The 21,310-nt window shown below is 64.1% G+C and carries 17 protein-coding genes, 1 tRNA gene and 1 pseudogene; 8 read left to right on the forward strand and 11 right to left on the reverse strand.

What is annotated here, in order from left to right; translation table 11 throughout:
* Positions 1–343: 343 nt before the first annotated feature.
* From ACQY4S_RS13560 to ACQY4S_RS13570, 3 genes and pseudogenes are all read left to right on the forward strand, one after another.
* Positions 344–592 carry a hypothetical protein gene (locus ACQY4S_RS13560; protein WP_428485725.1) on the forward strand — a complete coding sequence of 83 codons (249 nt, stop codon included), beginning with the start codon at positions 344–346 and terminating at the stop codon, positions 590–592.
* Positions 593–604: 12 nt separating this feature from the next.
* A pseudogene (locus ACQY4S_RS13565) lies at positions 605–1,003 on the forward strand (redoxin domain-containing protein); the annotation flags it as partial.
* Positions 1,000–1,695, forward strand: a complete 696-nt coding sequence (locus tag ACQY4S_RS13570; protein WP_428485726.1) for a glutathione S-transferase family protein — start codon at positions 1,000–1,002, stop codon at positions 1,693–1,695. The pseudogene ACQY4S_RS13565 and the gene ACQY4S_RS13570, both read left to right, overlap by 4 nt.
* Positions 1,696–1,870: 175 nt before the next feature.
* On the opposite strand, the gene ACQY4S_RS13575 is transcribed toward ACQY4S_RS13570, so the two are convergent.
* The 8 genes from ACQY4S_RS13575 to rplK all read right to left on the reverse strand — a co-directional run bounded on the left by ACQY4S_RS13575 (position 1,871) and on the right by rplK (position 14,327).
* Positions 1,871–2,179: a CcdB family protein gene (locus ACQY4S_RS13575; RefSeq protein ID WP_428485727.1), complete on the reverse strand. Its 309-nt coding sequence runs from the start codon at positions 2,177–2,179 to the stop codon at positions 1,871–1,873.
* Positions 2,179–2,664, reverse strand: coding sequence for a helix-turn-helix domain-containing protein (locus tag ACQY4S_RS13580; protein ID WP_428485728.1), 486 nt, complete (start codon positions 2,662–2,664; stop codon positions 2,179–2,181). Before ACQY4S_RS13580 ends, ACQY4S_RS13575 begins: the two co-directional genes overlap by 1 nt.
* 176 nt (positions 2,665–2,840) lie before the next feature.
* A complete protein-coding gene (gene rpoC / locus ACQY4S_RS13585) occupies positions 2,841–6,998 on the reverse strand; it encodes a DNA-directed RNA polymerase subunit beta' (protein WP_428485729.1) in 4,158 nt (1,385 codons plus the stop codon).
* 397 nt (positions 6,999–7,395) lie between these two features.
* Complete coding sequence (gene rpoB, locus ACQY4S_RS13590; RefSeq protein WP_428485730.1) at positions 7,396–11,571, reverse strand: DNA-directed RNA polymerase subunit beta; 4,176 nt, start codon at positions 11,569–11,571, stop codon at positions 7,396–7,398.
* Positions 11,572–11,756: 185 nt separating this feature from the next.
* Positions 11,757–12,134 carry a 50S ribosomal protein L7/L12 gene (gene rplL / locus ACQY4S_RS13595; protein WP_428485731.1) on the reverse strand — a complete coding sequence of 126 codons (378 nt, stop codon included), beginning with the start codon at positions 12,132–12,134 and terminating at the stop codon, positions 11,757–11,759.
* 126 nt (positions 12,135–12,260) lie between these two features.
* The gene (rplJ, locus tag ACQY4S_RS13600; RefSeq protein ID WP_428486277.1) at positions 12,261–12,791 is read right to left on the reverse strand and encodes a 50S ribosomal protein L10; all 531 of its coding nucleotides are present in this window, start codon (positions 12,789–12,791) and stop codon (positions 12,261–12,263) included.
* 396 nt (positions 12,792–13,187) lie between these two features.
* Positions 13,188–13,889: a 50S ribosomal protein L1 gene (rplA, locus tag ACQY4S_RS13605; protein ID WP_428485732.1), complete on the reverse strand. Its 702-nt coding sequence runs from the start codon at positions 13,887–13,889 to the stop codon at positions 13,188–13,190.
* A gap of 3 nt (positions 13,890–13,892) precedes the next feature.
* Entirely contained in the window at positions 13,893–14,327 is a 435-nt protein-coding gene (rplK, locus tag ACQY4S_RS13610) for a 50S ribosomal protein L11 (protein WP_428485733.1), read from the reverse strand.
* A 540-nt stretch (positions 14,328–14,867) separates the two neighbouring features.
* Between rplK and ACQY4S_RS13615 the strand changes: the two genes are divergently transcribed.
* From ACQY4S_RS13615 to ACQY4S_RS13625, 3 genes are all read left to right on the forward strand, one after another.
* Positions 14,868–15,257, forward strand: coding sequence for a hypothetical protein (locus ACQY4S_RS13615; protein ID WP_428485734.1), 390 nt, complete (start codon positions 14,868–14,870; stop codon positions 15,255–15,257).
* A gap of 112 nt (positions 15,258–15,369) precedes the next feature.
* Positions 15,370–16,116, forward strand: coding sequence for a GDSL-type esterase/lipase family protein (locus ACQY4S_RS13620; RefSeq protein WP_428485735.1), 747 nt, complete (start codon positions 15,370–15,372; stop codon positions 16,114–16,116).
* A 62-nt stretch (positions 16,117–16,178) separates the two neighbouring features.
* Positions 16,179–16,484 carry a DUF1330 domain-containing protein gene (locus tag ACQY4S_RS13625; RefSeq protein WP_428485736.1) on the forward strand — a complete coding sequence of 102 codons (306 nt, stop codon included), beginning with the start codon at positions 16,179–16,181 and terminating at the stop codon, positions 16,482–16,484.
* A gap of 27 nt (positions 16,485–16,511) precedes the next feature.
* Here the strand turns inward: ACQY4S_RS13625 and ACQY4S_RS13630 are convergent, their stop codons facing one another.
* From ACQY4S_RS13630 to ACQY4S_RS13640, 3 genes are all read right to left on the reverse strand, one after another.
* Positions 16,512–17,321, reverse strand: a complete 810-nt coding sequence (locus tag ACQY4S_RS13630) for a hypothetical protein (protein WP_428485737.1) — start codon at positions 17,319–17,321, stop codon at positions 16,512–16,514.
* A gap of 1,133 nt (positions 17,322–18,454) precedes the next feature.
* Positions 18,455–18,530 (reverse strand) — tRNA-Glu (locus ACQY4S_RS13635).
* A gap of 57 nt (positions 18,531–18,587) precedes the next feature.
* Positions 18,588–18,890: a hypothetical protein gene (locus tag ACQY4S_RS13640; protein WP_428485738.1), complete on the reverse strand. Its 303-nt coding sequence runs from the start codon at positions 18,888–18,890 to the stop codon at positions 18,588–18,590.
* A gap of 75 nt (positions 18,891–18,965) precedes the next feature.
* Here ACQY4S_RS13640 and ACQY4S_RS13645 point away from each other — a divergent pair, with 75 nt between their 5' ends.
* Both ACQY4S_RS13645 and rpoH read left to right on the forward strand, forming a co-directional pair.
* Complete coding sequence (locus tag ACQY4S_RS13645) at positions 18,966–20,027, forward strand: RluA family pseudouridine synthase (protein ID WP_428485739.1); 1,062 nt, start codon at positions 18,966–18,968, stop codon at positions 20,025–20,027.
* 245 nt (positions 20,028–20,272) lie between these two features.
* Positions 20,273–21,202 carry an RNA polymerase sigma factor RpoH gene (gene rpoH, locus ACQY4S_RS13650; protein WP_428485740.1) on the forward strand — a complete coding sequence of 310 codons (930 nt, stop codon included), beginning with the start codon at positions 20,273–20,275 and terminating at the stop codon, positions 21,200–21,202.
* Positions 21,203–21,310: the final 108 nt, after the last annotated feature.

The raw sequence follows: 21,310 nt of genomic DNA on the forward strand, positions 1-21,310 counted from the left end.
CCCTCAGGCAGCGACAGGCGCATCACGATCACCCGCCGGGTCATGCCGATGCGGCTGCGATCAGCGGCCATCCCATTCCTGCTGGCGAGACGTCTACAAACCCGGCAGGACGTTCTATCAAGGGATTGTGCCCTGGAAGCGGCGGGGGCAGGTTAGCCGCGGTGTAACGAACCGGCACTCAGATCCGAAACATTGGATGGCCGGCCCGATGCCGACCATGCCGATGTCGTGGGAGAGCCTTGCAGCGAACGTGCGTTGTTGATCATGGCGGGCAACAAGATCCTGTTTCGGCCCTAACGCGGCGGATCGTCCGCGACACTAAATTCAACAAAGGAGAATTGTCATGACTCTCGAAGCAAAACTCGCGGCAACGCGGGAGGGTGTCGGAAAGCGCATCCCGGTGGATTTGCAGGCGATCATGCACGACGCGACGACGCGGCTGCGCGGCTCGGGTATCCTGAACAGAGTGATCAAGCCGGGCGCGAAAGCACCGGACTTTGCACTGAACGATCAGAATGGCCAGATGGTTTCCCTGTCGGCGCTGCTGACCGCCGGGCCGGTTGTCGTCGGCATCTTCCGAGGATTCTGGTGACCATACTGCCGGCATGAGCTGGATGCTTTGCAAGCAGTATTACCCCAGATCGAATCTCTCGGTGCCAGCCTGGTCGTGCTTTGCCCCCAACTGCCGGAATTCACCAAGCCAGGTGCCGCAACGCAGAAGCTGGGCTTCCCGATCCTGACTGACCACGGCAACCAGGTCGGCGAGGCCTATGGTCTGGCGTTTCGCCTGCCGGACGACCTGATCGGGGTCTACAGGAAGATCGGCGTCGACCTGCCTCGTTTCAACGGTGACGAAAGCTGGCGGCTTTCGATACCGGCCAGGATCGTCATCCGCCGCGACGGCATCGTCGCCGCGGCTGAAGCCGATCCGGATTACACGCATCGGCCCGAGGTGGAACCAACCATCGACGTCCTGCGCAGTCTGTCGAAGGAGTCAACATGATCCGCTTCTATTACCATCCGACCCCCAACCCGATGAAGGTATCGCTGTTTCTGGAGGAAGCCGGACTTCCCTACGAAGTCGTGACGGTCGATACCAGGCGCGGCGAACAGCACGCGGACGCCTTCCGCGCGATCAATCCGAACGGCAAGCTGCCCGCCATCGTCGATACCGACAGCGGCGCCGACGCGCGGGTGTTCGATTCCACCGCGATCCTGCTCTACCTGGGCGAAAAGACCGGCAAATTCATCGGCTTGCCGGCCGACCGGGGTGAGCTTCTGTCCTGGCTGATGTTCATCGCCACTGGCATCGGGCCGTATTCCGGGCAGGCGGTTCACTTCCAGCGTATGGCACCCGAGCCGATGCCATACGCGGTCAACCGTTATCGCCGTGAAGCTGAACGGCATTATGACGTGCTGGACAAGCACCTCGCGGGACGCAGCTTTATCGTCGGCGACGGCTATACGATCGCTGATATCTCGGCCTGGGGTTGGCTCGACCGTGCGGCCGTGGTGCTGGGCGGCAGCGATCCGTTGGGACCTTATCCCAACCTGAAGCGCTGGTTCCAGGCAATCGACGCCCGTCCCGCCGTGGCGCGGGCTCGGGCTGTCGGGACCGATCATGCGTTCAAGCAGGAGATGGACGAGGACGCCAAGCGGGCGATGTTCCCGTCGAACTATTCGACGGCCGCATAAGGGCACGCCCTGCCGTGTTTCATGCCAAGCGGCATAAGTTCTGATCAGCGGACACAGGTGTTGCCGTCATCGCGGGCGCACGAGGCCATCCATGCTTTTGTAAAGCGTGGATGGCCGCCTGCGTTGGGATGAACAGGTGGTGCCGCCGATCTGTCATCTGTTCCACTGGTTGGCGTTATACACCTGACCACAGCACGTCGATCGCATGCAGAACCGCATCACGCTGATCCATGAGGGACGCAACGGCCGTATCCAGGGAACGCCTGCCAACAGCGGCGAGCAAATGAGTGGCCATGACGACCTGGTGTCCTTCAATCATGAACTCGGGATGCAAACGATTGGCTTTGCGGCCGAATGCTTCCGACCTGATCAAGGGAACGACCACACGCGTTTGCAAATCTGAAAGGAGATTGGCCTGGATGTCGAGCAGGTAGGGTGTTTGACCCGACGGATCCTCGGCATTCACATACACCTCGCACTGCATCAGAACTGGCGCTTGCCATCGCTCCATAGACCGTAGCGGATCAGGAAGGCATTGGCGTCGGCGAGAGCGTCCTTGTTCTCTTGACGCCAGCGCTGTTGGCGGGCTTCAGCCACAATCTGCTTCAGATCAACCCCAAGCCTGCGTGCTTCATCAATCAGTTGAAGATCATCAGCCGCCGCCCCGGCGATAAATCCGGGACTGGCGGCTGGCTGGGACCTGCCGAACAGTTCATCCACGGATACGTCCAGAATGCTGGCAAGTTGATCCAGCTTTTCGGTGGCCGGAGAACTTTCGCCGATCTCCCACTGTCCAACGGCACCGGGTGTGACGCCCATGGCCTTTGATAGCTGAGCCTGCGAGAGGCCCCGTTCAGACCGGGCGGATCTGATTCGATCGCCTAACTTCTTTCGACGTTCCCTGTCCTCAACGGAACGTCCACGTCGTGCGGTGGCGATGGGATCTTTTCGCCCCCTATCGTTCGACATGATGAGTGCCTCTAATAGCTGGTGTGCTTAGTAGCACTAATCAGCCCTTCAAGCAAGCCATCTTGAACAAGTGGTACGCGGCTGCATCGTCAACGGTTACCTGGCCAGGGCTCTGACATGAAAAGGGCCGGTGGCGAATAACCACCGGCCCCAATGCTTCAGACCGATCCTGCAAGCTACTCCGCCGCGGTCTCCCCGGCCAGGCGGGCATTCTCCTCCCACAGCGTGCGCTGGTCGCGGCCCGCCGCGATGGCGCGCAGACGGTTCATCACTGCGCCGGTGCCCGCCGGGATCAGCCGCCCGACGATGACGTTCTCCTTCAGCCCCATCAGGCTGTCGGTCTTGCCGGCGGTTGCCGCCTCGGTCAGCACCCGTGTCGTTTCCTGGAAGGACGCGGCGCTGATGAAGCTGTTGGTCTGCAGCGAAGCCTTGGTGATGCCCTGCAGCACCGGCATCGCCACCGCTGGACGCTCGTCCTTCATCAGCTTGTTGTTGAGCTGATCGAACTCGGTGCGATCCACCTGCTCCCCGGTCAGGAACGTGGTGTCGCCCGGGTCCATGATCTCCACCTTCTGCAGCATCTGGCGGACGATCACCTCGATATGCTTGTCGTTGATCTTCACGCCCTGCAGCCGGTAGACGTCCTGGATCTCGTTCACCAGGTAGTCGGACAGCGCCTCCACCCCCAGCACCTTCAGGATGTCGTGCGGCACGCGCGGCCCATCGACCAGCGGGTCGCCTCGGCGGACGAAGTCGCCTTCCTGCACCGACACGTGCTTGCCCTTCTGGATCAGGTACTCGGTCTCCTCGCCGGTCTCGTCGTTCTTGACGATGACGCGGCGCTTGGCCTTGTAGTCCTTGCCGAATTCCACCCGCCCATCGCACTCGGCGATGACCGCGTGATCCTTCGGACGCCGCGCCTCGAACAGTTCGGCGACACGCGGCAGACCGCCGGTGATGTCGCGCGTCTTGCTGCCTTCACGCGGGATACGCGCAATCACGTCGCCCGCCTGCACCACCGCACCGGCATCGACCGACAGGATCGAGTCCGGCGCCAGGAAGTAGCGTGCGTCGGAGCCGTTCGGCAGCCGGATGACCTCGTTCTTGGCGTCCTTCAACTGCAGGCGCGGGCGAAGGTCGATGCTCTTCGACCCCTGCTTGTAGTCGACGACGACCTTCGATGTCAGGCCGGTCACCTCGTCCATCCGCTCGACCAGGGTGATGCTGTCGATCAGATCGATGTATTCGACCGTGCCGCCGAGTTCGGTGATGATCGGCAGGGTGAACGGGTCCCACTCGGCCAGTTTCTGGCCGCGGGTGACCACCTGGTTCTCCTCGGCCAGCAACCTGGCACCGTAGGGCACACGGAAGCGGGCACGTTCGCGCTGCTTGTCGTCGACCAGGACGATTTCGCAGTTGCGGCTCATGACCACCAAGGCACCGGTGCTGTTCGGAATCACGTTGCGGTTTCGCACCGTGACCGTGCCTTCATGACTGGCCTCCACGCTCGATGTCTCGGCGCCGCGCTGCGCCGCACCGCCGATGTGGAAGGTGCGCATGGTCAACTGCGTGCCAGGTTCGCCGATCGACTGCGCGGCGATCACGCCCACCGCCTCGCCGATGTTCACCGTGGTGCCGCGCGCCAGGTCACGGCCGTAGCAATGGCCGCAGACGCCGATATGCGACTCGCAGGTCAGTACCGAGCGGATCTTGATCGCCTCGACGCCGGACCTCTCGATCAGTTCGGCCTCTGGCTCCTCGATCAGCGTGTTGTTCGGCAGCATGACCTTGCCGGTTGCCGGATCGATCACGTCCTCGGCCGTGGTGCGGCCCAGGGTGCGTTCCGACAACGACGACACGACCTCACCGCCGTCCATCACCGCGCGCACGGTCAGGCCGCGTTCGGTGCCGCAGTCTTCCTCGACGATGATGCAGTCCTGCGCCACATCGACCAGCCGGCGGGTCAGGTAGCCGGAGTTCGCCGTCTTCAACGCTGTGTCCGCCAGCCCCTTGCGGGCGCCGTGGGTGGAGTTGAAGTACTCCAGGACGGACAGGCCTTCCTTGAAGTTGGCGATGATCGGCTGTTCAATGATTTCACCCGACGGCTTGGCCATCAGCCCGCGCATGCCGGCCAACTGGCGCATCTGCGCCGGCGACCCGCGCGCGCCGGAGTGCGACATCATCCACACCGAGTTGGTGGGAACGCCGATCTCCTGCTTGCTGATCTCCTTCATCATCGCGGTGGCGACTTCATCGGTGCAACGCGACCAGGCGTCGACGACCTTGTTGTAGCGCTCACCGGCGGTGATCAGGCCGTCCTGGTACTGCTGCTCGAACTCCTTGACTTCCGTCTGGGTGGTGGTGATCAGCGCGCCCTTGGTCTCCGGAATGATCAGGTCGTCCTTGCCGAAGGAGATGCCGGCCTTGGCGGCCTGGGCGAACCCCAGCCCCATCAGCCGGTCGGCGAAGATCACGCACTCCTTCTGACCGCAATGGCGGTAGACCATGTCGATCACGTCGGAGACGTTCTTCTTGGTGAGCTGGCGGTTGATCAGGTCGAACGGCACGTTGGGATGCTTCGGCAGGATCTGCGCGATCATCATGCGGCCTGGCGTGGTGACGACGATGGGACGCACGGCGTTGCCGCCGGCATCGATCGTCTCATAGCGCGCCTTGATCTTGTCGTGCAGGCCGATCACCTTGGCGAACAGCGCGTGCTCGATTTCGCCGATCTTGCCGAACGCCGGGGCCTTCTCGTCCGGCACCGTGCGGAACAGCGGCGTCTCCAGCGACAGGTAGTACAGCCCCAGCACGATGTCCTGCGACGGCACGATGATCGGCTTGCCGTTGGCCGGGCTGAGAATGTTGTTGGTCGACATCATCAGCACGCGGCCTTCGAGCTGCGCTTCCAGCGACAGCGGCACGTGCACCGCCATCTGGTCGCCGTCAAAGTCGGCGTTGAAGGCGGTGCAGACCAGCGGGTGAAGCTGGATGGCCTTGCCTTCGATCAGCACCGGCTCGAACGCCTGGATGCCCAGGCGGTGCAGGGTCGGCGCGCGGTTCAGCATCACCGGGTGTTCGCGGATGACTTCCTCCAGGATGTCCCACACCTCGGGACGCTCCTTCTCCACCATCCGCTTGGCCGCCTTGATGGTCGTCGCGTGACCGTACTTTTCCAATTTGGAATAGATAAATGGCTTGAACAGCTCGAGCGCCATCTTCTTCGGCAGGCCGCACTGTTGCAGCTTCAGCTCCGGCCCCACCACGATGACCGAGCGGCCGGAGTAGTCGACTCGCTTGCCCAGCAGGTTCTGCCGGAAGCGGCCCTGCTTGCCCTTCAGCATGTCCGACAGCGACTTCAGCGGCCGCTTGTTGGCCCCCGTGATCGCCCGGCCGCGACGGCCGTTGTCGAACAGCGCGTCGACGGATTCCTGCAACATGCGCTTTTCGTTGCGCACGATGATGTCCGGCGCGCGCAGCTCGATCAGCCGCTTCAGGCGGTTGTTGCGGTTGATCACGCGGCGGTACAGGTCGTTCAGGTCCGAGGTGGCAAAGCGGCCGCCATCCAGCGGCACCAGCGGGCGAAGCTCGGGCGGGATCACCGGGACCACGTCCAGGATCATCCAGTCCGGCCGGCAGCCGGATTCACCGAATGCCTCGATCAGCTTGAGGCGCTTGACCAATTTCTTGCGCTTGGCCTCGGAGCTGGTCTCCTTCAGGTCGGCGCGCAGCTTGACCTTTTCCGCATCGGTGTCGATGCGGTTCAGCACCTTCTTGATGGCTTCCGCGCCGATGCCGACCTCGAACTGGTCGTCGCCGAATTCATCCTGCTTGGCCATCAACTGGTCTTCGGTCAGCAACTGCAACATCTTCATGTCGGTGGTGCCGGGTTCCAGCACCACGTAGCTCTCGAAGTACAGGATCTTCTCAAGCTCCTTCAAGGTCAGGTCCACCATCAGCCCGATGCGGCTGGGCAGCGACTTGAGGAACCAGATATGCGCCACCGGCGACGCCAGCTCGATATGGCCCATGCGTTCCCGCCGAACCTTCGCCAGGGTCACCTCAACGCCGCACTTCTCGCAGATGATGCCGCGGAACTTCATCCGCTTGTACTTGCCGCACAGGCATTCGTAGTCCTTGATCGGGCCGAAGATACGGGCGCAGAACAACCCGTCCCGCTCCGGCTTGAAGGTGCGGTAGTTAATGGTCTCCGGCTTCTTGATCTCGCCATACGACCAGGAACGGATCTGTTCCGGGGAGGCGATCTGGATCTTGATCTGGTCGAATGTCATCGCCTGGCCGGTCTGGCCAAGAATCTTCATCAGCTCGTTCATAGGTTCGATACCCTTCTAATCCGCGGGTTCAGTACGTCGGTCGCCGTACAAGCCACTTTACCCCAATGGTCATAGCCGGAGCCACGCGTCACGCTAGCCTCACCGTCATGGCCGGCCTTGTGCCGGCCCTCCGCGCACGAACGGTCGGGGGTGGAGAGCCGGGACAGGCCCGGCCATGACTGTAGAGGCGAAGCCACTCGCCACTCTTTCTCGCCGTCATGGGCGAAGCCATCCGCCACTTTATCCTCCTGGTCGTCGTGGGCGGAGGCTACGCGCCACTCTGCCCTGGTCGTCATGGCCGGCCTTGTGCAAGCCATCCGCGCACGAACAGCGGCGGGCGGATGGCCGGAACACGTCCGGCCACGACGGTGAGAGCGAACGTGCGTAGCGATGATTCTCAAGCCGCCCGGTTGTCCAGATCGACATTCAACCCCAGCGACTTCAGTTCCTTCACCAGCACGTTGAAGCTTTCCGGGATGCCGGCCTCGAAGTTGTCCTGCTCGCGCACGATGGCTTCATAGACCTTGGTGCGGCCGGACACGTCGTCCGACTTCACCGTCAGCATCTCCTGCAACGTGTAGGCCGCGCCGTAGGCTTCCAATGCCCAGACCTCCATTTCGCCAAAGCGCTGGCCGCCGAACTGCGCCTTGCCGCCCAACGGCTGCTGGGTCACCAGGCTGTACGGCCCGATTGAGCGCGCGTGGATCTTGTCATCCACCAGGTGATGCAGCTTCAACATGTAGATGTAGCCAACCGTCACCTTGCGCTCGAACGTGTCACCCGTGCGGCCATCGGTCAGCACCACCTGGCCGGAGGTGTTCAGTCCGGCCCGCGTCAGCATCGCCTCGATGTCCGACATGCGCGCGCCGTCGAACACCGGGGTGGCGATCGGCACGCCCTTCTTCAGGTTCTCGCACAGCTCGATCAACTGATCCGTGTCCAGGTTGGCGATCTGCTGGCTGTAGACCTCGTCACCGTAGACCCCCTTCAGCGACTCCAGCAGGGCATCCCGCTGCGCGCCGGTGCGACGGTATTCCTCCACCAGCTCGCCGATCTGCTTGCCCAGGGTCGCGCAGGCCCAGCCAAGATGGGTCTCCAGGATCTGCCCGACGTTCATCCGCGACGGCACGCCCAGCGGGTTCAGCACCAGATCGACCGAGGTGCCGTCTTCCAGGAATGGCATGTCCTCCACCGGCACGACGCGGGAGACCACGCCCTTGTTGCCGTGGCGGCCGGCCATCTTGTCGCCGGGCTGCAGCTTGCGCTTCACCGCGATGAAGACCTTCACCATCTTCATCACGCCGGGCGGCAGCTCGTCGCCGCGCTGCAGCTTTTCCACCTTGCTGTCGAAGCGCGCCTGCAGCCGGCCAACGGCGGCATCGTATTCGCGCTTCAAGGTCTCGATGTCGGCCATCACCGCATCGTTCTGCACGCCGATGTGGCGCCACGCTCCACGCGGATGCTCCCCCAGGATCGCCTCATCGATCTCGGTGCCCGACTTGATGCCCTTGAAACCGCCGGACGCCTTGTTGCCCAGCAATTTCTCGCGCAGCCGGTTGAGGAACGACCGCTCCTGGATCGCCTTCTCGTCGTCGCGGTCCTTGGCCAGGCGCTCGATCTCCGACCGTTCAATCGCCATCGCGCGCTCGTCCTTGTCGACGCCGCGACGGCTGAACACGCGGACATCGACGATGGTGCCGGTGACGCCGGGCGGCAGCTTCAGCGAGGTGTCGCGCACGTCGGACGCTTTTTCGCCGAAGATCGCCCGCAGCAGCTTTTCCTCCGGCGTCATCGGGCTTTCGCCCTTCGGCGTTACCTTGCCGACCAGGATGTCGCCCGGGTTCACCTCGGCGCCGATGTAGACGATGCCGGCCTCGTCGAGGTTCTTCAGCGCCTCCTCGCCGACGTTCGGAATGTCGCGGGTGATCTCCTCCTGGCCCAGCTTGGTGTCGCGTGCCATCACCTCGAATTCCTCGATGTGGATGGAGGTGAACACGTCGTCGCGCGCGATGCGCTCGCTGATCAGGATGGAATCCTCGAAGTTGTAGCCGTTCCACGGCATGAACGCGACCAGCACGTTCCGCCCCAGCGCCAATTCACCCAGTTCAGTGGACGGGCCGTCGGCGATGATGTCGCCCTCGAACACCCGGTCGCCGACCCTAACCAGCGGGCGCTGGTTGATGCAGGTGGACTGGTTCGACCGCATGAACTTGCGCAAGCGATAGATGTCCACCCCCTTCGTCGTCGCGTCCTCGTTGGTCGCCCGCACGACGATGCGGGCGCCGTCGATCTGGTCGACCATGCCGGGCCGGCGGGCGACGATCGTCGCACCCGAATCCCGCGCCACCGCGGCTTCCATGCCGGTGCCGACCAGCGGCGCATCGGCGCGGATCAGCGGCACCGCCTGGCGCTGCATGTTCGATCCCATCAGCGCGCGGTTGGCGTCGTCGTTCTCCAGGAACGGGATCAGCGCCGCCGCCACCGAGACAAGCTGCTTCGGCGAGACGTCGATCGCGGTCACGTCCTCCGGCTTGACCAGCCGGAAGTCGCCTTGCTTGCGCACCGAGACCAGGTCCTGGGTGAACTTTCCGCCGCCGTCCATCGGCGCATCCGCCTGCGCGACCACCAGCCGCTCCTCCTCCATCGCCGACAGGTAGCGCGCGTCCTTCTGCACGATGCCGTCCTGGACCAGCATGTAAGGCGTTTCAATGAAGCCATACTTGTTGACCTTGGCGTAGGTCGCCAGGCTGTTGATCAGGCCGATGTTGGGGCCTTCGGGTGTCTCGATCGGGCAGATGCGGCCGTAGTGCGTCGGGTGCACGTCGCGCACCTCGAAGCCAGCGCGTTCCCGCGTCAGGCCACCCGGGCCAAGCGCCGACAGGCGGCGCTTGTGCGTCACTTCCGACAGCGGGTTGGTCTGGTCCATGAACTGCGACAACTGCGACGAGCCGAAGAACTCGCGCACCGCCGCCGCCGCCGGCTTGGCGTTGATCAGGTCGTGCGGCATCACCGTGTCGATGTCGACCGAGCCCATCCGCTCGCGGATCGCCCGCTCCATGCGCAGCAGGCCGATGCGGTACTGGTTCTCCATCAGCTCACCGACGGAACGCACGCGCCGGTTGCCTAGGTTGTCGATGTCGTCAATCTGGCCGCGGCCGTCCTTCAGGTCGCACAGCGTCTTGACCGTCTTCAGCAGGTCGTCCTTGCGCAGCACCCGCATGGTGTCCGGCGCATCGGTGATGCCGAGGCGCATGTTCATCTTCACCCGGCCCACGGCCGACAGGTCGTAGCGGTCGCCGTCGAAGAACAGGCCGCGGAACAGCGCCTCGGCGGTTTCCGGAGTTGGCGGCTCGCCGGGACGCATGACGCGGTAGATGTCGATCAGCGCGTCGTCGCGGTTGGTGTTCTTGTCCACCGCCAGCGTGTTGCGGATCCATGGGCCGTTGGACTGGTCCACCGCCAGGGTCGGCAGGCTGGTGATGCCGGCGTCTTCCAGCGCAGCGAGACGCGCCTCGGCCAGTTCCTCACCGGCTTCGGCGTAGATCTCACCGGTTTCGTCGTTGACCAGATCGACCGCCACATACCGGCCCAGCAGATCGGCCCGGCCCACCAGCACCTCCTTGGTGGCCTCGGCGATGCGGCGGGCCTGGCGGGCGGTCAGCTTGTCGTCGGCCTTGGCAACGATTTCACCGCTGGCGGCATCAACCAAGGGTTCCAGCAGCTTGACGCCGCGAAACGCATCCGGCTCGAACGGGCGAGCCCAGCCCTTGGGGGTGCGGTCGAAGACGACCTGGGTGTAGAAGTGACGGAGGATTTCCTCCTGGTCCATGCCCTTGATCTCGGCGATGTCCAGCGGTTCGTTGCGGGCGGCGCGGGCGGCGCGAAGCTGCGTCGTGGCGGCGCTTTCCAACGCATACAGCAGCGTGGTCACCGGCAGCTTCCGCTTACGGTCGATGCGCACGTAGACCAGGTCCTTGCTGTCGAACTCGAAATCCAGCCATGAGCCGCGATACGGAATCACCCGTGCCGCGAACAGGTACTTGCCGGAGGAGTGCGTCTTGCCCTTGTCGTGGTCGAAGAACACACCAGGGGAGCGGTGCATCTGCGACACGATAACCCGCTCGGTCCCGTTGATGATGAAGGTGCCGTTGTCAGTCATCAGCGGCATGTCGCCCATGTAGACGGGCTGCTCCTTGATGTCGCGGATCGACCGGGCGCCGGTGTCCTCATCAACGTCCCAGACGATCAGGCGCAGGATCACCTTCAACGGCGCGGCAAAGGTCATGCCGCGCTGGATGCATTCCTCGACGTCGTATTTCGGCTCTTCCAGTTCATAATGGACAAATTCCAGGCGGCCGCGGCCGGCGAAGTCGTCGATCGGAAACACGGATTTGAAGACTTCCTGCAGCCCGGAGTTGGTACGGTTGTCCGGGTTGACGACCATCTGCAGGAACGTCTCGTAGCTGGCGCGCTGCACATCGATCAGGTTCGGCATGGGAGCAACTTCGGGGATCCGGCCAAAGCTCTTGCGAATGCGCTTGCGTCCAGTGAATGACCGTGTGATGGCGTTCATTGATAATCCTACCTGCCGTTATGCCGTCTGCCGGCGCCAGCCACCGAGTGATAGCGCGCGCGTAATCCATTCGCCGAAAACAGGACAGCGGGCGGAAATCGCGGTGATTTCCACCCGCCCCAACGCATAAGCCCCGGCGTCTCGGCGGAGACGCGGGACCGAAGTCGCATTACCAAAGGTAGGCGTTACTGCACCTCCACGCTGGCGCCCGCGTCTTCCAACATCTTCTTGATCTTCGCCACTTCGTCCTTGCCGACGCTTTCCTTCACCGGCTTCGGCGCGGCTTCCACAAGATCCTTGGCTTCCTTCAGACCGAGGCCCGTGATGGTGCGGACTTCCTTGATGACGTTGATTTTCTTGTCGCCTGCCTTGGCCAGGATGACGGTGAACTCGGTCTGCTCTTCCACCGGCGCGGCGGCCGCGGCGGCCGGGGCGGCAGCGGCGGCGGCAACCGGCGCTGCCGCGGAAACGCCCCACTTCTCTTCCAGAAGCTTGGACAGTTCGGCGGCTTCCAGAACTGTCAGCTTGGACAGTTCATCAACCAGGTTTTGTAGATCGGCCATGTCGTGTGTTCCTATAATCTAGACTTTGATTGGTTCCATACAAGGCGGCATACATCCGACTTGCGGGTTGAGTTGGCACGCCCCAGGCTTGCTTGGGGAGCATGCCCCCCGGACGCGATCCGGGGGTCAGGCAGCTTCGGCCGGCTCCTCATCCCGTCTGGCAAAGGCCCCAAAGACCCGCGCGAGCTGTCCAGCCGGCGCCGCCAAGATCCCGGCGATCCGCGTGCCCGGCGTCTGGATCATCCCCAGCAGCCTGCCACGCAGCTCATCCAGGCTCGGCAGTTCGGCGAGCGCCTTGATCCCATCCGCATTCAGCGTCTGGGTTCCCAGCGAACCACCGACCAGCACAAGCTTCTCGTTGGTCTTGGCGAACTCGACGGCCGCCTTCGAAACCGCTACCGCATCGGCCGACCACGCCAGCGCGGTCGGACCTTTCAGCATCGGACGAATGCCGTCGAACGGGGTCCCTTCCAGGGCGAAATTGGTCAGCCGGTTCTTCGCGATTTTGAAGGTCGCACCCGCCGCCCTCATTTTCCGGCGCAGATCGGTCGCCTCGGCAACCGTGAGGCCCGCATTGCGGGTGACCACGATCATCGTTGTAACGGCCAGCGCCTGATTGAGGTTGGCGACGAACTCCCGCTTCTCCGTACGGTCCACGTTTCGTCTCCGTTCGGCCTGTCTCCCCGGACGGGGGCGGCAGGCCAGGTTGCCGTGCAACCGCGCCGGCCCATGCCGGAGCGGTTCGGTTCGCCTGTCCCAGGAACCACCAAAGATCCACGGATCGCTCCGGAAAATCTGGCTTCCCCATCTTCCGCGCGCGGACCGGAGGATCATTCTCCCTTGGGTCCATTACCCCGGCCGCCGGATCGGATCCGTGGTCGGGACGAGCGGTCTTGGACAGGTTCGGGAAGGCCGAGGCCCTCCCTGTCCACCGACCCTCGGGTATCCCCGGGGGACCGGTGTATTCCGTCGTCAATATTCCTGATTCCTGATCTATTTGGCTGCGCGCCTTGTTCCCTGCGCGGTTCCCTGGCACCCGATGCTTCAGGCGCCCTACGCCCCCGCGGCGCCGAGCGTGCTGACGTCGACACGCACGCCGGGTCCCATGGTCGAACTGACGGACGCCCCTTGTAGATAGGTGCCTTTGGCGCCGGTCGGCTTGGCGCGCTGGATCGCATCGGCCAGGGCGCGAGCGTTCTCCAGCAGCTTGTCCTCCTCGAACGATACCTTGCCAATGCCGGCGTGGATGATGCCGGCCTTTTCGGCCCGAAATTCAACCTGCCCCGCCTTTGCCGCGGTGACGGCACCCTTCACGTCCATCGTCACCGTGCCCAGACGCGGGTTCGGCATCAGCCCGCGCGGGCCAAGCACCTTGCCGAGGCGGCCGACGATTCCCATCATGTCGGGCGTGGCAATGCAGCGATCAAAGCCGAGGTCGCCGGCCTGCACCTTTTCCGCCAAATCGTCCGCGCCAACCACGTCGGCGCCAGCGGCCAGCGCCTCATCCGCCTTGGCGCCGCGGGCGAAAACGGCGACGCGCACCGTCTTGCCGGTGCCGTTCGGCAGGCTGGTCAGCCCGCGCACCATCTGGTCGGCGTGGCGCGGGTCGATGCCGAGGTTCATCGACATCTCGATGGTCTCGTCGAACTTCGCCTTGGAGATCGACTTCACCAGCTTGATCGCGTCCACCAGCGGATAGGACCTGCTGCTGTCGACCGCCGCCTGGGCCGCTAAAAGACGCTTGTTCTTCGCCATTGCTTAGCCCTCCGTCACGGTCAGGCCCATGGATGTGGCCGAACCGGTCAGCATCCGCACCGCGCCATCGATGTCGTTGGCGTTCATGTCCTTCATCTTGATCGCCGCGATCTCCCGCAACTGCGTCATGGTGACGCTGCCGGAGGCAGCACCCTTGCCGACGGTGGGGCTGCCCTTGGTAATCCCGGCGGCCTTCTTCAGGTAATAGGTATTGGGCGGCGTCTTGGTAATGAAGGTGAAGCTGCGGTCGGCATAGGCAGTGATGACCACGGGCAGCGGGATGCCCGGCTCCATGCTCTGGGTGACCGCGTTGAATTCCTTAACGAACGCCATGATGTTCAGGCCGCGCTGGCCGAGCGCAGGGCCGACCGGCGGCGATGGATTGGCCTTGCCTGACGGAATTTGCAGCTTGATGTAGCCGACGATTTTTTTCGCCATGATCCCTCATTCTTGTTTCAAGGGACCGCGGTGCATGCGACCCAGGCAGCCATGAGGCGGCCCGACGTCTCCCGCGTTCCAAAAGAGGCGCGCATATAGAGGCCGCCGCCAGACTTGTCCAGCAAAATCGGCATGCCATGCCTCGCGTCGAGGCGGGTGGATTGCTCCGGTCGATGTTCCTGATCCTCCGGCAGGTTGGTAAATGGCGCGGCGGCGGTTTTGGTTCATGACACCTTGCGGGGCAGGTCGTTTCATCACCGACTACACGGCAAGGCACACGGGCAACACGCGTGACAGTCAGTGATGCGGCGTAGCGTTACGACGGCGCCGGCGATTTATCTGTCCCCCTGCCACCGCGCACGCGTATCTGTCCGCTGTGGTGCAGGCCGCTGTAGTACAGGATTGACGGATCGAGTGGACTGTCGAAAATGCGCATCAACGCAGCCGTCCGGAGGAAGGCCCATGATGACCTCGTCGACCCGCGTATTTTTGGGGTGCGTCGCGGGCGCCGTTTCGGTGATTGTCTTTCATCAAGCCATATTGCAGATTTTCTTTTGGCTGGGTGTTGCCCCACGGGCGGCATTCGGGGTTGCCCAGGTGCCGCCGTTCAACCTGCCGATGGTGGTCAGCCTCACCTTCTGGGGCGCGCTGTATGGCGGCGGCTTTGGGTTCCTGACGTCCCGGCTGCGGGGGCGGATCTGGCTGAACGGCCTGCCGCTTGGCCTGCTCGCCACGCTGATGGCTTGGTTCGTATTCCAGCCACTGAAGGGCTTGGCCGCGGCATTCGGCTGGCAGGCCTGGCCGATGCTGCGCTCCCTGATCGCCTGGGAAATCTGGGGCCTGGGTGTCGGCATCATCCTGCCGCTGCTGCATCCGCGCCGCATCGGCGCTTCGCGCGCGCCATGGCAGCGGACCACGCTTGCGACCTGATCGCGCTTGCGGCGTGATTCCCGAGGTGGATGCATCGTCCTCCACGCGAATTGACCCGCGACCAACAGGCAAGCCTCGCGATCATAGCAAACCGCTACGCTGGACTGCCATTTTGCTGGCGGCCCTGACCATCGGCTTTCCCATGCGTAGCGATGCCCGCACCATCCTGGCGGCGGTGCCCATCTCGCGCATGGATCTGCCATGGTGGCGCGCTCGGCATGAGGCGAAGCTGCAGGCGTTGGCGCGGGTGCATCCAACATTGATCTTCCTGGGCGACTCGATCACCCAGGACTGGGAGAAATCCGGGCCGCCGGCCTGGCGGGATTTCGCCCCGGACTGGCAACGCTTCTACGGCGATCGCAATGCGGTCAATCTCGGTTTCATCGGCGACACCACGGCCAATCTGCTGTGGCGCATCCGCAACGGCGAGGTTGCCGGGATCGCGCCCAAGGTCGCCGTGCTGCTGATCGGCGCGAACAACCTTGGCCGGGTCCACTGGTCCGCCGCGGACACCGTGGCCGGTATCGACACGATCATCACCGAACTGCGCCACCGCCTGCCGCAGACCAGGATCCTGCTGCTGGGGGTGCTGCCGTCGGCGCGGTCGGCGTGGGTGTCCGAGACCACGCGGCAGATCAACACGCAACTGGCATCGCGCTACAAGGATGTGCCGTCGGTGACCTACCTGGACCTGACCGTCATCTTCATGCGCAACGGCATGCTGAACCGCGCCTTGTATCTCGATCCGCGGCTGACGCCGCCGGACCCGCCGCTGCATCCCTCGGCGGAGGGACAGCGGCTGATGTCGCGGACGATGGAGCCGGTGCTGGCCGAGATGCTGGGCGACAGGCCGCATTAACGCGATGGGCCGCATTAACGCGATGGGCCGCATGAAGACGGGTCCACTGAAAGGAAGGGTTCATGCCGAAGGGATATTGGATCGCGCGGGTCGATGTGACCGATCCGGAGGGTTATCAACGGTACGTCGCGGCCAACGCCGTCGCATTCCGAAGCTTCGGCGCCCGCTTCATCGTTCGCGGCGGTCGCTTCGAGGCGCCGGAGGGCATCGCCCGGTCAGGCAACATCGTGCTGGAGTTCGCCGACTACGAGACGGCGGTCGCCTGCTACCACTCGGCGGAGTATCAAGCGGCCAAGGCGCTGCGCGACGGGCGGTCGCAGGCGGATGTCCTGATCATCGAGGGATACGATGGGCCGCAGCCGGAATAGACCGGGATTGGCGCCGCACGCCGTCGGTCAGACTACCGATGGCGTCGTCGCAGCAAGCGCCCGCCGCTGCAATGCCGCCGTCCGCACCAGCTCGTCCGCCATCCTCTGCGCAAAGTTTGGCCGCTGATCGAGCTGAATAACCGGCATCGGGCGGACCACCGGTAGCCGGGGTGCTGCCGGCGTTGCTTGCGGCATCGCCACGGGACAATGGGTGGTTTCGGTCGCTGCCTTCCGGGTCGTTTTCGCTGCGACGGCGGGTGATATTTCCGCCGCGGCGGGGCCGGTCGCTGTCGCGGCGGGCGCCGGGGCCGGAATGCTGTCGCCGACGGGCTCCTGCATGGCTTCGGCGACCGCGGCATTGATAACGGCGAGATCCGCCGCCAGGCCGCCCGCTGTCATCGGCGGGGGGGTTTTTTCATCGGGTGCGCCCGGCGGTATGCCAAGCGATTTCGACCGCAGGTCGCGCTGGCGCCGCTCCATCAGGCGTTCGCCTTGGGCAGCCGAACGGTTCAGCGTGTTGGCTTTGCCGAGATACCGCAACTGCAGCGCCGGCGGCATGTCTTCCGAGGCTGCCCTGCCCAAGGCGGCAAGCGCCGCCATCGAGAAGGCGATGACGCGCGCGCTGTTGATGCAGTCCGCGTGCGTCCGCGGCTGATAGGAGGCGATCGCGCACACCGCCATCGCCTGGGCAACCGGCAGGTCGTCCCGGCCAGCGACGAACAGCGGCGCAAGGCGGTTGGCGAGGCATTCGATCAGACCGAACACGGGATCAGCGGGCAAGGTCCCATTGTTGCCAGGAGCATTGTTGTCAGGAGTGGCGACGGTCGGGTTGGTCATGGGAACGGTAACCCCTGGCTGAAAATCCGATCGGTGAATTCTTGTTTCGTTCTTATGAGTTCTTATCGCAAACCGTTGCCGAGGCGCAAGAAGAATCGGCCGCCGGCTAGTGCGATGAAGTTGGTTCAGGCGCGGTGCGGCCGCGACCTGGGCAACGATATACTGGGCTTGCCGCAAACGAGTGGTCAGCTCGCCTCCACCCGGTTCAACCGTCTATTGGCGACGACTTCCAAGGCTTCGATGCGACCGTCAGTCGCATGGCGCCAAGCGCCGCTTTAGCAGCGTTTGCATGTGCCACCCAGATACCACCCCAGTTTAGCAACGATGATGACAGATGGACGGCGCGATTCTGGGGCCGATTCAACAGGCCGTTGTGGATGTACACAGAATTTTGAAAGGCCGCAACGGAACGTGCTGCTATGGTGGTGTCATACAGGGACGATGACATGAGGATTTTAGCGCTGGGCTTGATCGGGGCTTTCCTGCTGGTCGGGGTTGACGCAAGCGCCGAGGCGCGTGGTGACGGGCGACATCCATCTATCTCGACACGCGGCGGCTACGAAAACTGGCGGCAATTCGGTTTCAGCGGCGTCCATGGCAACATGGTCAACAGGAATCGAGACCGCACTAGCGTGGCACGGGCTGATGCCGCCGCCCCACGCGACACCCGTGACACTACGCGAGCGGCGGAAAACCCCTGGATGAACCCAGGCCATTCTTCCAACGACAAATTCTCGGCGCACACTGGTGCGAACCCGTGGATGAATCCGGAGCAGCCTCTATCGGACCACGGCCGGGGGCGCGGTGGCGCAAATCCGTGGATGAATCCGGAGCAGCCTGTATCGGACCACGGCCGGGGGCACGGTGACGCGAACCCATGGATGAATCCCTAGACCGAACATCAATCGTGTCGTTTCCAGCCATCGCGCTTCAAAACAGGCAAGCCAGACGAAGGCCGGCCGGTCGAGGACGGATCAGACGGCATCCGGAACCGTTGCAGCCTCCCCTGGCAGGTGTTTTGGCCGGAGGTTCAATAAGGCCAAGCCACCACACGGCTTTTGCGTCAGACCGTGTTATCGCTCATGAAAACCGGCCGCGGGGACGACTGGCATCACTCCAACTGATTGCTTAGCTGGCGTCCCGTAGGGGATTCGAACCCCTGTTGGTGCCGTGAGAGGGCACTGTCCTGGGCCTCTAGACGAACGGGACCTCGGCCAAGGCGGGCTTCTACCTCCGAACCCCCCAAACCTCAAGCACCCAGATACGCTACCGCGCCAGCGATACCCGTGCCGCCACCGCGCCGGTGCGCGGGTCGATCAGTATCACCCGATCCAGCCCGCCGCCTTGCAACTGCACCGCCAGCCGGTCCTGCACACCGGCGATCCCGGCGATATGCGTCCCCGCCGGCTCCTGCAGCACCGCCCCGATCACCGCCGGCAGTCCCGCGGCCGCAGCCAGGGGACCGCCCAAGGGCGTTGCCGAGCGCCGCAGCACGACGACAACCAGCGCCGCCGTGCCCGCCACGATCAGCACGCCCATCACGATCACGGCGATCTTCAGCGCCCGCATGCCCGATCCCATCCTTCCCCCCCAACCACGCCCATTCTTCCCTGCGACCACGGATGCGCCTATTGCCCAGGCGTCATGCCGTCCGCACCACCCGTCGATCCGCTACCCGGTCCGCGCACGGCTTCGCTGCCCGCTGGATCATGCCAGGCTGGCTCATTCCAGCACGGGCCAATCCGGATCATCGCCGCCGCCGAACATGCCGGCCAGCGCATCGATCGCTTCATTGCGGATGCGATCGGCACGCTGTCCCGCTCCCGCGTTAAGACGCTGATCGAGGACGCCCGCCTTACCAGCAACAATCGCATCATCACCGAGCCGGCGGAAGCGGTGCGCGCCGGCGGCACCTACACGCTGGACATCCCGCCGCCGACGCCGGCGACACCGCGGCCGCAAAGCATCGCCTTCACCATCCTGCATGAGGACGCCGACCTGATCGTCCTCGACAAGCCCGCCGGCCTGGTCGTCCATCCGGCCCCCGGCAACCTCGACGGCACCCTGGTGAATGCCCTGCTGGCGCATGTCGGTCCAGGCTTTACCGGCATCGGCGCGGAGCGGCGGCCCGGCATCGTGCACCGGCTGGACAAGGATACCTCCGGCGTCATGGTCGTTGCCAAGACGCAGTTCGCCAACGACAAGCTGACGGCCGCCTTTGCCGCGCGCGATCTGGACCGCGCGTACCTGGCGCTGGTCTGGGGCCTGCCGACACCGCTGCACGGCGAGATCGAGGGCGCGATCGGCCGCGACAGGCGGGACCGCAAGCGCATGGCGCTGGTCAGCCACGGCGGCAAGGCGGCACTGACACGTTACCGCACGCAACGCGCCTGGCGAGCCAGTCTGGCGCTGCTGGAGTGCCGCCTGGCCACCGGACGGACGCATCAAATCCGCGTGCATCTGGCGGCCCGTGGACATCCGGTGGTTGGTGATCCGCTGTATCTGCGTCGGGTGCCGGCTGGCGCCCGCGGCATCGAGCAGCCACTCCGCAGCCAGCTTCTGGACTTCCCGCGGCAAGCCTTGCACGCCGCCAGCCTCGGATTCGCCCACCCCCGAACTGGCCGGCCGATCAGCTTTCAGGCAGCGCCACCGCCTGATATGGCGGCGCTGATCCAGGCCGTGGAGCGGGTCCTGGGAGCCGGCTGAACACTGATCCATTCGGCCAGCTCGTTCATGTTGACAGGACCGCATTGGTCCTGTATATCAACCTCATCAACCTAGGTGGATGCCCTGTGTTGCCGGGTTCGTCCGGTCAAGCCGCTGCCAGTGTGGAGCGGGTCTCCGGGACGTGATGTACCCTCACGCATCCAGACTGAGTTCAGTCACATTCAGGCCGTATTCCTGCGCCGCTTCGGGCAGGTGAATTCCGGCTGACGAAAGGAGCCTACGCCGTGGCCTCTGCCGTCCTTAATATCGCCCCAGAGGGCAACCTGTCGCGGTATCTTCAGGAAATCCGTAAATTCCCCATGCTGACGCCGGAGGAGGAGCTTTCACTGGCTCATCGCTGGCGTGATACACAGGATATGGAGGCGGCTCACAAGCTTGTCACCTCGCATCTTCGACTCGTGGCGAAAATCGCCATGGGCTATCGCGGTTACGGCCTGCCGGTCGGCGAGCTGATCAGCGAAGGCAATGTTGGCATGATGCAGGCGGTCAAGCGCTTTGATCCCGACCGCGGCTTCCGCCTGGCGACCTATGCCATGTGGTGGATCAGGGCCGCCATTCAGGAATACATCCTGCACTCTTGGTCGCTGGTTAAAATGGGCACCACCGCCGCGCAGAAGAAGTTGTTCTTCAATCTGCGCCGGCTGAAGGGCCAGATGCAGGCGATCGACGATGGCGATCTGCAACCCGAGCAGGTGGCCAAGATCGCCCGCGTGCTGGACGTGCCGGAACAGGACGTGGTCAGCATGAACCGCCGTCTCGCGGCGCCCGACCACAGCCTGAACGCGCCGGTCCGCCAGGATAGTGAGGGGGAGTGGCAGGACTGGCTGGTCGACGAGTCGGAAACCCAGGAATCGTCCATCGCGGACCGTGAGGAACTGACCGGACGCAAGGCGCTGCTGAATGGCGCGCTGAAGTCGCTGAATGAGCGGGAGCGCCACATCCTGATTGAACGCCGCCTGAAGGACAACCCGACCACGCTGGAAGACCTGTCGCAGCAATACAACATCTCCCGCGAGCGGGTCCGCCAGATCGAGGTCCGCGCGTTTGAAAAGCTGCAAAAGGCAATGAAGGCGCAGATCGCCGAACGGCGGATGAATGCCAACGCTCGCCTGCCGTCCAACCATCAGCCGGCGCTGACAGCGCAGCCTGGCTAACGTCGTCCGGTTCGGCTGCCGCCGCTTTGACTGACGACACACGTGCATGGCTGGCCCCGCTGGCCGTACACGTGTTGCTCATGTCCCGTGCCGGCCATGCACGGCCTG

Origin of the sequence: Rhodopila sp. (assembly GCF_965276935.1) — a bacterium.
GTDB lineage: Bacteria > Pseudomonadota > Alphaproteobacteria > Acetobacterales > Acetobacteraceae > Rhodopila.